The following is a 14,476-nucleotide window of genomic DNA, read 5'->3' on the forward strand; positions in this document are numbered from 1 at the left end:
TAAGAATATGAAATTTAGGAAAAAACACTACCGCTCACAGATGGATCAGAAGGACTGCGGAGTGGCTTCGTTAGCCATGGTGTTTGGCTATTTTGGAAGCTATTATTCATTAGCACGTCTTCGTGAATTAGCCAAAACGACTACAAATGGGACGACAGCTTTGGGTCTGGTGAAGGCTGCGGAAACATTAGGTTTTGAGCCACAAGCTATTCAAGCAGACATGACTTTATTTGATTCTCCAAATTTAATCTTTCCTTTTGTGGTTCACGTGCTTAAGGACAAAGAATTATTTCATTATTACGTAGTGACAGGAAAGGATAAGCAGAATATCCATATAGCTGATCCAGATCCAGAGGTTAGATTGACAAAACTATCGCGCGAAAGATTTGAAGAAGAATGGACAGGAACAACTATCTTTGTGGCTCCCTCACCAAATTATCAGCCACATAAGGACAAGAATCAGGGTTGGACTTCTTTTCTACCTATTTTGATAAATCAGAAAGGTTTAATCATCAATATCATTTTAGCGACTGCTCTAGTAACCTTGATTAATATCGTTGGTTCGTACTATCTACAATCTATTATTGATACCTATGTACCAAATCAGACATCTTCGACCCTAAGTATTATTTCTATATGTCTTGTTATCGTGTATGCCCTCCAACAGATTTTATCTTTTGCTCAAGATTACCTATTAATTGTCCTTGGACAACGTCTATCGATTGATGTTATTTTATCTTATATCAAACATGTTTTTCATCTACCTGTGTCTTTTTTTGCGACTCGACGGACGGGAGAAATCGTGTCTCGATTTACAGATGCCAATAGTATCATAGATGCCTTAGCTTCAACCATTATTTCAATTTTTTTGGATATATCTACGGTATTCATTATTTCCATAATCTTGTTTTTGCAAAATAGTAGTCTTTTTTTCATAAGTTTATTGGGTCTCCCTATTTATGCTGCAATCATTTTTGCTTTTATGAAACCTTTTGAAAAAATGAACCGGGATACTATGGAAGCAAATGCAACCCTATCATCATCCGTTATAGAGGATATCAATGGTATTGAAACGATTAAATCCTTGGCTAGCGAAAAAACACGCTACCAAAAGATTGATAGGGAATTTGTGGATTATCTGAAAAGATCCTTTACTTATAGTAAAGCAGAAAGTCAGCAAAAAGCTCTTAAAAAACTTGGTCAACTGTCGCTAAATGTCTGCGTATTATGGATAGGGGCTAATTTCGTTATGACTGGGGAAATGAGTTTGGGCCAGTTGATTACGTATAATACACTTCTTTATTATTTTACTAATTCTCTAGAAAACATCATCAACCTTCAGAGTAAGCTTCAAACAGCTCAAGTTGCTAATAGTCGTCTCAACGAGGTGTATCTGGTCAAATCCGAGTTTGAAGAACAGAAAATGGTAGAGGATTTGAGTATGGTTCAAGGAGATATGACTTTCAAGGGAATTCACTACAAGTATGAATATGGTCAAGATATCTTATCAGATATCAATTTGACAATCAAACAGGGCTCTAAAATAGCTCTTGTAGGGATTTCAGGATCAGGAAAGTCGACCCTAGCTAAGATGATGGTTAATTTTTACAGCCCAAATCAGGGAGAAATCAGACTGGGGGATATGAATTTAAATCAGATTGATAAAAAGTCTCTGCGCCAACATATCAACTATTTACCTCAACAACCCTATGTATTCAATGGAACAATTTTAGAAAATCTCCTTCTCGGAGCTAAGGAGGGTACGACTCGGGAGGATATACTGTGTGCAGTTGAGCTAGCAGAAATTCGTGAAGATATTGAGCGTATGCCCTTGAATTACCAGACAGAATTGACTTCTGATGGGACAGGAATTTCTGGTGGCCAACGCCAGAGGATTGCTTTAGCGCGTGCTCTCTTGACAGATGCCCCTATCTTGATTCTGGACGAGGCGACGAGCAGCCTAGATATCTTAACAGAGAAACGGATAGTAGACAATCTCATGAATCTAGATAAGACCTTGATTTTCATTGCTCACCGCTTGACTATTGCTGAACGAGTGGAGAAAGTTGTCGTTTTGGATCGGGGTAAGATTGTAGAGGAGGGGAATCATGCTGACTTACTTGCTCAAAATAGTTTTTATACTCATTTAGTTAACTGTTAGAAAGGAGAAATAATGCACCTTGAATTTTTAGAAAGTGCGGAATTTTATAATCGACGTTATCATAATTTTTCCAGCCGAGTGATTTTTCCTATGTCACTTTTGGTGGTGTTTACGTTTGGATTTGCAATGTTTGCAGAAAAGGAAATTAGTTTATCTTCGAAAGCTACAGTTGAACCTAGTCGTATCATTGCTAATATCCAATCAACTAGTAATAGGCGGATGGTAGTTAATTATCTGGAAGAGAACAAACAAGTGCAACGAGGAGATTTACTTGTTCAGTATCAGGAGGTTGGAGATGTGATCCAGGATGAAGCCAATGTTAATCAGTTGGAGAGTTTTAGAAATCATCAAAGTAAAACAAGTAACCTTAAGAACAGTACTACACAGCCCAATATAGGTCTCTTTTCTCAGAATTCTTCGACTGTACAAGAGCAGATTGCTTTAGAGCAGGATGATTTAGAAAGAGAAATAGGCAAAAAAAATCAAACTAGCTTACTCGAAAAAGGAACAATAAGAGCCCAGGAAGACGGAGTTCTTTATCTCAATCCTGAAAGGAATCAATCTGCGGTAGTCACAGAAGGAACATTACTGGCTAAATTATATCCACTATTAGATAGAGAAGGGAAAACAAAATTGACGGCCTATCTTAGTTCAAAAGATATTGTGAGAATCAAGATTGGAGATTCTGTACGCTTTACCACGACTAATGGTGCTAATGGTCAAGTGAGACTTGTTTCTACTATCACTAGTATTGATACAATTGCAACGAGAACTGACCAAGGAAATTTCTTTAAAATAGAAGCGGAAACAAAAATAACTCAAGAACAAGCTGAAAAGCTTAGGTACGGTTTAGAAGGCCGTTTACAGATAATTACAGGCAAGAAAAGTTATTTACGCTATTATTTGGATGATTTCTTGAATTGGGAATAATGATCACTTTTTCTCAAATAATATTTAAAAACTGTAATCCTAAAAAGATTTACAGTTTTTTATAAAACTCAGGAGGGAATACGTTTACGTTCGTAAAACATTTGATTTCTGCTTGTTTTTGTGTTAGAATGAGGCCAAGTAATACGAAAGGCGAATAATAAAATGTCCAGTAAACTTATTTATACGGGAAAAGCTAAAGATATCTATACTACAGAAGACGAACATGTGATTAGGTCCGTTTATAAGGACCAGGCTACCATGCTGAATGGTGCTCGTAAAGAGACCATCGAAGGCAAAGGTGTGCTGAATAATCAGATTTCGTCTCTTATTTTTGAAAAATTGAATGCTGCGGGTGTAGCTACTCACTTTATCGAACGTATCTCTGATACTGAACAACTCAATAAGAAAGTGACCATCATTCCTTTGGAGGTTGTTCTTCGAAATGTGACTGCGGGTTCTTTTTCTAAACGTTTCGGTGTTGAAGAAGGTTTGGACTTGAAAACTCCAATCGTTGAATTTTACTACAAAAACGATGATTTGGATGATCCATTTATCAATGATGAGCATGTGAAGTTTTTGGATATTGCCAATGATGAACAAATCGCTTATATCAAGGAAGAAACGCGTCGTATCAATGGATTGCTGAAAGATTGGTTTGCGCAAATTGGTCTTCGTTTGATTGATTTCAAATTGGAATTCGGTTTTGATAAGGATGGCAAAATCATCTTGGCAGACGAATTCTCTCCAGATAACTGCCGCCTTTGGGATGCTGAAGGGCACCACATGGACAAGGATGTTTTTCGTAGAGATTTGGGCAGTCTAACGGATGTTTATAAGGTCGTGTTAGAGAAGTTGCAGGGATTGAAGTAAAGTTTTACTTGGTCGTCACTACAATCTTTAAGTAGAAATAGATAAAGGAACTAAAATGGATAAACGTATTTTCGTTGAGAAAAAAGCTGATTTTCGTGTCAAATCTGACTCTTTAGTAAAAGAATTACAACATAATCTTCAGTTGAAAACTTTGAATGATCTTCGCATCGTACAGGTTTATGATGTCTTTAATTTGGCAGAAGATTTGTTTGCGCGTGCGGAAAAACATATTTTCTCTGAGCAAGTGACAGATACTATTTTGGACGAGGCTGCGGTTCAGGCTGATCTTGAGAAATATGCTTTCTTTGCTATCGAAAGCTTGCCTGGTCAATTTGACCAACGTGCGGCATCTTCACAAGAAGCTTTGCTGTTGCTTGGTAGTTCAAATGATGTAACGGTGAATACAGCGCAACTTTACTTGGTTAACAAGGATATTGATGCGAATGAGTTGGAAGCTGTCAAAAATTACCTTTTGAACCCAGTGGATTCTCGTTTCAAAGATATCACTGTTGGCATTGCGAAACAGGATTTCTCTGAGTCTGACAAGACCATTCCAAACTTGGATTTCTTTGAAACTTATACGGCAGAAGATTTTGCACAGTATAAGGCTGAGCAAGGATTGGCCATGGAAGTGGATGACCTTCTCTTCATCCAAGATTACTTCAAATCCATTGGACGTGTGCCAACTGAGACTGAGTTGAAGGTTTTGGATACTTACTGGTCTGACCACTGCCGTCACACAACTTTCGAAACTGAGTTGAAAACCATCGACTTCTCAGCTTCTAAATTTGAAAAACAATTGCAGGCGACTTATGACAAGTATATTGCCATGCGTGATGAGTTGGGACGTAGCGAAAAACCTCAAACATTGATGGATATGGCGACTATTTTTGGTCGTTATGAGCGTGCTAATGGTCGTTTGGATGACATGGAAGTGTCTGATGAAATCAATGCCTGCTCAGTTGAAATTGAAGTGGATGTCAATGGTGTCAAAGAACCATGGCTTCTCATGTTCAAGAACGAAACCCACAACCACCCAACTGAAATCGAACCATTTGGTGGAGCGGCTACTTGTATCGGTGGTGCCATTCGTGACCCATTGTCAGGGCGTTCCTACGTTTACCAAGCTATGCGTATCTCGGGTGCTGGCGATATCACGTCTCCTATTTCAGAAACTCGCGCTGGTAAATTGCCACAACAAGTGATTTCTAAAACAGCGGCTCACGGTTATTCTTCATATGGTAACCAAATTGGTTTGGCGACAACTTATGTTCGTGAATACTTCCACCCAGGTTTCGTTGCTAAGCGTATGGAGCTAGGTGCAGTTGTCGGTGCGGCTCCTAAGGAAAATGTTGTCCGTGAGAAACCTGAAGCTGGAGATGTCGTGATCCTTCTCGGTGGGAAGACTGGGCGTGACGGTGTCGGTGGTGCGACAGGCTCTTCTAAAGTTCAAACGGTTGAATCTGTTGAAACAGCTGGTGCTGAGGTTCAAAAAGGGAATGCCATCGAAGAACGTAAGATTCAACGTCTTTTCCGTAATGGGGAAGTGACCCGTCTAATCAAGAAATCAAATGACTTTGGTGCTGGTGGTGTCTGTGTGGCTATCGGTGAATTGGCAGATGGTCTTGAAATTGATCTAGACAAAGTGCCATTGAAATACCAAGGTTTGAACGGTACAGAAATTGCCATCTCTGAATCTCAAGAACGGATGGCTGTAGTGGTTCGTCCAGAAGATGTAGACGCCTTCGTTGCTGAATGTAACAAAGAAAATATTGATGCTGTTGTCGTTGCGACAGTGACGGAGAAACCAAATCTTGTCATGCACTGGAATGGTGAAACCATCGTTGATTTGGAACGTCGTTTCCTTGATACAAACGGTGTACGTGTGGTTGTAGATGCTAAGGTGGTTGACAAGGATGTCAAGCTTCCAGAAGAACGTCAAACATCTGCTGAAACCCTTGAAGCGGATACTCTTGAAGTCTTGGCTGACCTGAACCATGCCAGTCAAAAAGGGTTACAAACCATCTTTGATAGCTCAGTTGGTCGTTCAACAGTCAATCACCCACTCGGTGGTCGCTACCAAATCACACCAACGGAAGCTTCTGTACAGAAATTGCCAGTTCAACACGGCGTGACAACAACTGCTTCTGTTATGGCGCAAGGGTTTAACCCTTATATCGCCGAATGGTCTCCATATCATGGTGCGGCTTATGCGGTCATCGAAGCAACCGCTCGTTTGGTTGCTGCTGGTGCAAACTGGTCTAAGGCTCGTTTCTCTTATCAAGAATACTTCGAGCGCATGGACAAGCAAGCGGAGCGCTTTGGCCAACCAGTAGCAGCTCTTCTTGGATCAATTGAAGCTCAGATTCAACTTGTTTTGCCATCTATCGGTGGGAAGGACTCTATGTCTGGTACCTTTGAAGAATTGACAGTACCACCAACCTTGGTTGCTTTTGGTGTGACAACAGCAGACAGCCGTAAGGTTCTTTCTCCAGAATTTAAAGCTGCTGGTGAAAATATCTATTACATCCCAGGTCAAGCTTTGGCACAAGAAATTGACTTTGAACTGATAAAGTCTAACTTTGCTAAGTTTGAAGCCATCCAAGCAACTCACAAAGTCACAGCAGCATCAGCGGTCAAATATGGTGGTATCCTTGAAGCTCTTGCCCTTGCAACATTTGGTAACCATATCGGTGCCACTGTAACCCTTGAAAATCTTGAGGCTGCCTTGACAGCTCAATTGGGTGGATTCGTCTTCACATCTCCGGAAGAGATTTCAGGGGTTGCCAAGATTGGACAAACAGCAGCTGACTTTACACTTACTGTCAACGATGTAAGGCTTGATGGACACAAACTTGACAGTGCCTTCCAAGGTAAATTGGAAGAAGTTTATCCAACGGAATTTGCACAAGCAACTGAGTTGGAAGAAGTACCAGCTGTGGCATCAGATGCTGTTATCAAAGCTAAGGAAACAGTTGAGACACCAGTGGTTTACATCCCAGTATTCCCAGGTACTAACTCTGAGTATGATTCAGCTAAGGCCTTTGAAAAAGAAGGTGCGAAAGTCAACTTAGTACCATTTGTCACACTGAACGAAGAAGCTATTGCCAAGTCTGTTGACACCATGGTTGACAATATCGAAAAAGCTAACATTATCTTCTTTGCAGGAGGCTTCTCAGCCGCTGACGAACCCGATGGATCTGCTAAATTTATCGTCAACATCTTGCTTAATGAAAAAGTACGTGCAGCCATTGACAGCTTCATCGAAGGTGGTGGTTTGATTATCGGTATCTGTAATGGATTCCAAGCTCTTGTCAAATCAGGTCTTCTTCCATACGGTAACTTTGAAGATGCAAACAGTACTAGTCCAACTCTCTTCTACAATGATGCCAACCAACACGTGGCTAAGATGGTTGAAACACGGATTGCCAACACCAACTCACCATGGCTTGCTGGCGTGAAAGTTGGTGACATCCATGCCATCCCAGTATCACACGGTGAAGGTAAGTTTGTCGTGACAGCTGAAGAATTTGCAGAGCTTCGTGATAATGGTCAAATCTTTACCCAATATGTTGACTTCGAAGGTAAACCAAGCATGGATTCTAAATACAATCCTAACGGATCTGTCAATGCGATTGAAGGTATCACAAGTAAGAACGGTCAAATTATTGGTAAGATGGGTCACTCAGAACGTTTCGAAGACGGTCTCTTCCAAAATATTCCAGGAAATAAAGATCAACATCTCTTTGCATCAGCTGTTAAATACTTTACTGGAAAATAAAAGGTATATAAAATGACATACGAAGTAAAATCTCTTAATGAAGAATGTGGTGTTTTCGGTATCTGGGGACATCCAGATGCTGCTAAGTTGACCTATTTTGGTCTCCACAGTCTTCAGCACCGTGGTCAGGAGGGGGCAGGAATCCTCTCCAATGACCACGGACAATTGAAGCGCCATCGTGATATGGGGCTTTTATCAGAAGTCTTCAAAAATCCTGCTAATTTGGATAAATTGACAGGGACTGGAGCGATTGGACACGTGCGTTATGCGACTGCGGGAGAAGCTTCTGTAGACAATATCCAGCCCTTCCTTTTCCGCTTCCATGATATGCAGTTTGGTCTGGCTCATAATGGGAATCTGACCAACGCAGAATCTCTCAAGCAAGAATTGGAACAAAGAGGAGCGATTTTCAGCTCAACTTCAGATTCAGAAATTTTGGCTCATCTTATTCGTCGTAGCCACAATCCAAACTTGATGGGTAAAATCAAGGAAGCACTTAGTCTTGTCAAAGGTGGTTTCGCTTATCTCTTGATGTTTGAAGATAAGTTGATTGCAGCCCTTGACCCAAACGGCTTCCGACCTCTATCAATCGGGAAAATGGCTAATGGAGCAGTTGTTGTTTCATCTGAAACCTGTGCCTTTGAAGTCATCGGTGCGGAGTGGATTCGCGATGTGAAACCAGGCGAGATTGTCATTATTGACGACAATGGTATCCAGTATGATAGCTACACAAACGATACTCAACTGGCTATCTGTTCCATGGAATATATCTATTTTGCTCGTCCTGACTCCAACATCCATGGTGTTAATGTCCATACAGCTCGTAAGAGGATGGGAGCTCAGTTGGCACGAGAGTTCAAGCATGAAGCCGACATTGTGGTCGGTGTGCCAAACTCCTCACTCAGTGCAGCTATGGGATTTGCGGAAGAGTCTGGGCTACCAAATGAAATGGGCCTTATCAAGAACCAATATACACAACGGACCTTTATCCAGCCGACTCAAGAATTGCGCGAGCAAGGAGTTCGGATGAAATTGTCTGCTGTTTCGGGTGTCGTTAAAGGCAAACGTGTGGTCATGATTGATGACTCCATTGTACGTGGAACAACATCACGTCGTATTGTCCAACTCTTGAAAGAAGCGGGGGCATCAGAAGTTCACGTTGCCATTGGGAGTCCTGCTCTTGCCTATCCATGTTTCTACGGAATTGATATCCAGACACGTCAGGAGCTGATTGCGGCCAATCATACGGTCGAAGAGACTCGCCAAATCATTGGTGCGGATAGCCTGACCTATCTTTCGATTGATGGCTTGATTGATTCTATCGGCATCGAAACAGATGCGCCGAACGGTGGTCTCTGTGTCGCTTACTTTGACGGTGACTACCCAACGCCTCTCTACGACTATGAAGAAGACTATCGTAGAAGTTTGGATGACAAGATCAGTTTTTACAAATAGACGGATAAAGACTCTCCATTAAAGGAAAGGAAGAGGAGACAAAGATGACAAATAAAAATGCGTATGCCCAATCGGGTGTGGACGTTGAAGCGGGTTATGAGGTTGTAGAACGCATCAAAAAACACGTGGCACGTACGGAACGTGCGGGTGTTATGGGAGCTCTTGGTGGTTTTGGTGGTATGTTTGACCTTTCAAAAACAGGTGTTAAAGAGCCAGTTTTGATTTCAGGAACTGACGGTGTTGGAACCAAGCTCATGCTTGCTATCAAGTACGACAAACACGATACTATCGGACAAGACTGTGTGGCTATGTGTGTCAACGATATCATCGCTGCAGGTGCAGAGCCCCTCTACTTCCTTGACTACGTAGCAACTGGGAAAAATGAACCAGCTAAGCTAGAACAAGTGGTTGCTGGTGTGGCTGAAGGTTGTGTACAAGCAGGTGCGGCCCTCATCGGTGGGGAAACTGCTGAAATGCCTGGTATGTATGGCGAAGACGACTATGACTTGGCTGGGTTTGCTGTTGGTGTTGCAGAAAAATCTCAAATCATCGACGGTTCAAAAGTAGCAGAGGGAGACGTCCTTCTTGGACTTGCTTCCAGTGGTATCCACTCAAATGGTTACTCACTCGTACGTCGTGTTTTTGCGGACTATACAGGTGAAGAAGTCCTCCCAGAATTGGAAGACAAAAAACTTAAAGACGTTCTTCTTGAACCAACTCGTATCTACGTCAAAGCGGCTTTGCCTCTCATCAAAGAAGAATTGGTGAATGGAATTGCCCACATCACAGGTGGTGGTTTCATCGAAAATGTGCCACGTATGTTCGCGGATGATTTGGCGGCTGAAATTGACGAAAGCAAAGTACCAGTCCTTCCAATTTTCAAAGCCCTTGAAAAATATGGCCAAATCAAACATGAAGAAATGTTTGAAATCTTCAACATGGGGATTGGTCTCATGCTTGCGGTGAAACCAGAAAATGTAGAGCGTGTCAAAGAACTTCTCGACGAACCAGTTTATGAAATCGGTCGGATTGTCAAGAAGACAGATGCGAGTGTGGTGATAAAATAATGGCTAAAAAGATTGCTGTTTTTGCCTCTGGAAACGGTTCAAACTTTCAGGTGATTGCGGAACAATTTCCAGTAGAATTTGTCTTTTCAGATCATCGTGATGCCTATGTCTTAGAACGTGCCGAAAAGCTAGGGGTTTTATCTTATGCCTTTGAACTTAAAGAGTTTGAGAATAAGGCAGACTATGAAGGAGCCATCGTCGAACTCTTAGATGAGCACCAGATTGACTTGGTTTGTCTCGCAGGCTATATGAAAATCGTTGGGGGAACCTTGCTAGCGGCTTATGAAGGCCGTATCATCAATATTCACCCAGCTTTTCTACCTGAATTTCCAGGCGCTCATGGGATTGAGGATGCTTGGAATGCAGGTGTGGACCAGTCTGGCGTGACTATTCACTGGGTGGATTCTGGTGTTGATACCGGTAAGGTCATCAAACAAGTTCGCGTGCCACGCCTTGAAGGGGATACCCTTGATACTTTCGAAACTCGCATCCACGAAACAGAGTACAAACTTTATCCAGAAGTCTTGGATAGTTTGGGAGTGGAGAGGAAAAAATGATTACTGACCAATACTATATGGAGTTAAAGAACAAGTTATCTAACAGACCAATCCTACTGGATAATACTAATGATTTTCTTTTTGTCTTAGCAAATACAGTGAAAGCTATGATAGAAAATACTGATAAAAGTCAGCTTTCAGAGTTAGATAAAATTTTAGATGGTGTCACAAGTCAAGAATTAAAACTTGCCTATGATTTCTGTCAAAGGAGATTCGGTCAAGCAGGTTTTTCTTATCGTAGGCACCCGAATTATTTTTATTTGTCCAGTTTAATTGCGACTTTTCCAGAATTTGAGTTGTCTAAATCAGACAGAGATTACCTCAAAGGAATCATAAATTTTGATAACTACCTTTTATATGAGTTAGATTAGTCTTTAATCACCTCAAAATCCTATTTATTCAAAAGGAGAAAAAATGACAAAATGGTTAGAAACACTTGCTTTGATCACCTTAGCAGTGATTTTACGCTTACTGGTTAATTTCTTATTCCCTGAGATTCCCTATTGGGGAAGATTTTTACTGACAATAATTTTGGGAGTCTTGGTAATCGTCTCCCTATACTTTATGAAAAGAAAATTACGTAGGTAGAAAGTTTGAACATGAAAGGAAGAAAAATGACTAAACGCGCACTAATTAGTGTTTCAGATAAAGCGGGCATTGTTGAATTTGCCCAAGAACTCAAGAAACTTGGTTGGGATATCATTTCAACGGGTGGTACCAAAGTGGCCCTTGATAATGCCGGTGTTGATACCATTGCTATTGACGATGTGACTGGTTTCCCAGAAATGATGGACGGCCGTGTCAAGACTCTCCACCCAAATATTCACGGTGGTCTCCTCGCTCGTCGTGACCTCAATAGCCACCTAGAGGCTGCAAAGGACAACAACATCGAATTGATCGACCTTGTTGTGGTCAACCTTTACCCATTCAAGGAAACCATTCTTAAACCAGACGTGACGTACGCTGATGCGGTTGAGAACATCGATATCGGTGGGCCATCAATGCTTCGTTCAGCAGCTAAAAACCATGCAAGCGTGACGGTTGTGGTAGACCCTGCTGACTATGCTGTTGTTCTTGACGAATTGGCAGCTAATGGCGAAACAAGCTACGAAACTCGTCAACATTTGGCAGCCAAGGTTTTCCGTCACACAGCAGCTTATGACGCCTTGATTGCAGAGTATTTCACAGCTCAAGTCGGAGAAAGTAAGCCAGAAAAACTGACCTTGACTTATGACCTTAAACAAGCCATGCGTTACGGTGAAAATCCTCAACAGGATGCTGATTTCTACCAAAAAGCCTTGCCAACGGATTACTCCATTGCTTCGGCTAAACAGCTCAACGGTAAAGAATTGTCCTTCAACAATATTCGCGATGCGGATGCAGCTATCCGTATCATCCGTGACTTCAAAGATCGTCCAACCGTTGTGGCTCTTAAACACATGAACCCGTGCGGTATCGGTCAAGCTGATGACATCGAAACTGCTTGGGATTACGCTTATGAGTCTGACCCAGTTTCTATCTTTGGTGGAATCGTCGTTCTCAACCGTGAGGTGGATGCTGCGACAGCTGAGAAGATGCACGGTGTTTTCCTTGAAATCATCATCGCACCAAGCTATACGGATGAAGCGCTAGCTATTTTGACCAACAAAAAGAAAAACTTGCGCATTCTGGCCTTGCCGTTTGACGCACAAGATGCTAGTGAAGTGGAAGCAGAATACACAGGTGTTGTCGGCGGACTTCTCGTACAAAACCAAGACGTGGTCAAAGAAAGCCCAGCTGACTGGCAAGTGGTAACCAAACGCCAACCAACTGAGACAGAAGCGACTGCCCTTGAGTTTGCTTGGAAAGCTATCAAGTATGTCAAATCAAACGGAATCATCGTGACTAATGATCACATGACACTTGGTGTCGGTCCTGGTCAAACCAACCGTGTGGCTTCCGTCCGTATCGCCATTGACCAAGCCAAAGATCGCCTTGACGGTGCTGTCCTTGCTTCGGATGCCTTCTTCCCATTTGCGGATAACGTGGAAGAAATCGCTAAAGCAGGGATTAAGGCCATCATCCAGCCTGGTGGGTCAGTACGTGACCAAGAGTCTATCGAAGCTGCTGATAAATACGGCTTGACCATGGTCTTCACAGGCGTGAGACATTTTAGACATTAAAAAACAAAAGGGAAGAAAACAGTTTCTTTCCCTTTTTTGCTTAAAAATTCTTAGTGAAACAAGATTAAAACGAACGATTATGGTATAATGATAGTAAATAATTCGCAAAAGAGGTTGAGAGATGAAACTGCTTGTTGTCGGTTCAGGTGGTCGTGAACATGCGATTGCTAAGAAGTTGCTGGAGTCTAAAAACGTAGAAAGAGTCTTCGTAGCTCCTGGAAATGACGGGATGCGATTAGATGGTCTAGATTTGATTAATATCGGAATTTCCGAACATTCTAAGCTGATTGACTTCGCAAAAGTCAACGATATTGCTTGGACCTTTGTTGGTCCAGATGATGCCCTTGCGGCTGGGATCGTGGATGATTTCAATGCAGCTGGTCTCAAGGCTTTTGGTCCGACCAAGGCTGCGGCTGAGCTGGAATGGTCTAAGGATTTTGCTAAGGAAATCATGGTCAAGTACGGCGTTCCGACAGCAGCCTATGGTACATTTTCTGACTTTGAGGAAGCCAAGGCCTATATCGAAGAAAAAGGCGCTCCAATCGTAGTCAAGGCAGACGGTTTGGCCCTTGGGAAAGGTGTTGTCGTTGCTGAAACGGTTGAGCAAGCAGTCGAAGCAGCTCACGAGATGCTTTTGGACAATAAATTCGGCGACTCAGGTGCGCGTGTGGTTATCGAGGAGTTTCTTGCAGGAGAGGAATTTTCACTTTTTGCCTTTGTCAATGGGGACAAGTTCTACATTATGCCAACGGCTCAGGACCACAAACGTGCCTATGATGGCGATAAGGGTCCGAACACTGGTGGGATGGGGGCTTATGCGCCAGTTCCTCACTTGTCACAGAGCGTGGTTGACACAGCGGTTGACACCATTGTCAAGCCAGTCCTCGAAGGCATGATCAAAGAAGGTCGTCCATATCTTGGTGTCCTTTACGCGGGTCTTATCTTGACAACTGACGGACCCAAAGTCATAGAATTTAACGCTCGCTTCGGAGATCCTGAAACGCAAATTATCTTGCCTCGTTTGACATCTGACTTTGCACAAAATATTACTGACATTTTGGATGGTAAAGAGCCAGCCATCACTTGGACGAACAAGGGTGTGACACTAGGTGTGGTTGTAGCATCAAACGGCTACCCACTGGCTTATGAGAAGGGTGTCAAGCTTCCAGCCAAGATAGAAGGCGACATCATCACTTACTATGCCGGAGCTAAATTTGCTGAAAATGGGCAAGACCTTCTTTCAAACGGAGGCCGTGTTTACATGCTGGTTACCACAGCTGATACTGTCAAAGAAGCCCAAAACATTATATACAAGGAACTCAACAAACAAAACACAGAAGGCCTCTTTTACCGAACAGATATCGGAAGCAAGGCGATTCGATAAAGATATAAGAAAAAGCGACGCAGTCGCCAAACACGATAATGGTCGACGTGGTGAAAAGACCAGAACAATTTCTGTTCTGGTCTAGGGAAAATTTGAGATTTGGGCTTAA

The 14,476-nt window shown here is 42.3% G+C and carries 11 protein-coding genes; all 11 read left to right on the forward strand.

What is annotated here, in order from left to right; all coding sequences use genetic code 11:
• Positions 1-7: 7 nt before the first annotated feature.
• Complete coding sequence (gene comA, locus ACVAMZ_RS00200; protein ID WP_461684682.1) at positions 8-2,161, forward strand: peptide cleavage/export ABC transporter ComA; 2,154 nt, start codon at positions 8-10, stop codon at positions 2,159-2,161.
• 12 nt (positions 2,162-2,173) lie between these two features.
• Positions 2,174-3,091 carry an HlyD family efflux transporter periplasmic adaptor subunit gene (locus ACVAMZ_RS00205; RefSeq protein ID WP_371500119.1) on the forward strand — a complete coding sequence of 306 codons (918 nt, stop codon included), beginning with the start codon at positions 2,174-2,176 and terminating at the stop codon, positions 3,089-3,091.
• Positions 3,092-3,253: 162 nt separating this feature from the next.
• On the forward strand, positions 3,254-3,961 hold the full coding sequence (gene purC / locus ACVAMZ_RS00210) for a phosphoribosylaminoimidazolesuccinocarboxamide synthase (protein ID WP_461684683.1): 708 nt from the start codon (positions 3,254-3,256) through the stop codon (positions 3,959-3,961).
• A gap of 55 nt (positions 3,962-4,016) precedes the next feature.
• On the forward strand, positions 4,017-7,742 hold the full coding sequence (locus tag ACVAMZ_RS00215; RefSeq protein WP_461684684.1) for a phosphoribosylformylglycinamidine synthase: 3,726 nt from the start codon (positions 4,017-4,019) through the stop codon (positions 7,740-7,742).
• 12 nt (positions 7,743-7,754) lie between these two features.
• Positions 7,755-9,197, forward strand: coding sequence for an amidophosphoribosyltransferase (gene purF, locus ACVAMZ_RS00220; protein WP_461684685.1), 1,443 nt, complete (start codon positions 7,755-7,757; stop codon positions 9,195-9,197).
• Between the two features lie 44 nt (positions 9,198-9,241).
• Positions 9,242-10,264 (forward strand): phosphoribosylformylglycinamidine cyclo-ligase, encoded by a 1,023-nt coding sequence (gene purM / locus ACVAMZ_RS00225; RefSeq protein ID WP_414312508.1) that lies wholly within the window; start codon positions 9,242-9,244, stop codon positions 10,262-10,264.
• Positions 10,264-10,821, forward strand: coding sequence for a phosphoribosylglycinamide formyltransferase (gene purN / locus ACVAMZ_RS00230; RefSeq protein ID WP_414312509.1), 558 nt, complete (start codon positions 10,264-10,266; stop codon positions 10,819-10,821). Before purM ends, purN begins: the two co-directional genes overlap by 1 nt.
• Entirely contained in the window at positions 10,818-11,192 is a 375-nt protein-coding gene (locus ACVAMZ_RS00235; protein WP_414312510.1) for a hypothetical protein, read from the forward strand. Before purN ends, ACVAMZ_RS00235 begins: the two co-directional genes overlap by 4 nt.
• A gap of 43 nt (positions 11,193-11,235) precedes the next feature.
• The gene (locus tag ACVAMZ_RS00240) at positions 11,236-11,409 is read left to right on the forward strand and encodes a hypothetical protein (RefSeq protein WP_414312511.1); all 174 of its coding nucleotides are present in this window, start codon (positions 11,236-11,238) and stop codon (positions 11,407-11,409) included.
• Between the two features lie 26 nt (positions 11,410-11,435).
• The gene (gene purH / locus ACVAMZ_RS00245; protein ID WP_461684686.1) at positions 11,436-12,983 is read left to right on the forward strand and encodes a bifunctional phosphoribosylaminoimidazolecarboxamide formyltransferase/IMP cyclohydrolase; all 1,548 of its coding nucleotides are present in this window, start codon (positions 11,436-11,438) and stop codon (positions 12,981-12,983) included.
• Between the two features lie 121 nt (positions 12,984-13,104).
• Entirely contained in the window at positions 13,105-14,367 is a 1,263-nt protein-coding gene (gene purD / locus ACVAMZ_RS00250) for a phosphoribosylamine--glycine ligase (RefSeq protein WP_461684687.1), read from the forward strand.
• The last annotated feature ends 109 nt before the right edge of the window (positions 14,368-14,476 follow it).

This window comes from Streptococcus sp. KHUD_017 (assembly GCF_054861245.1).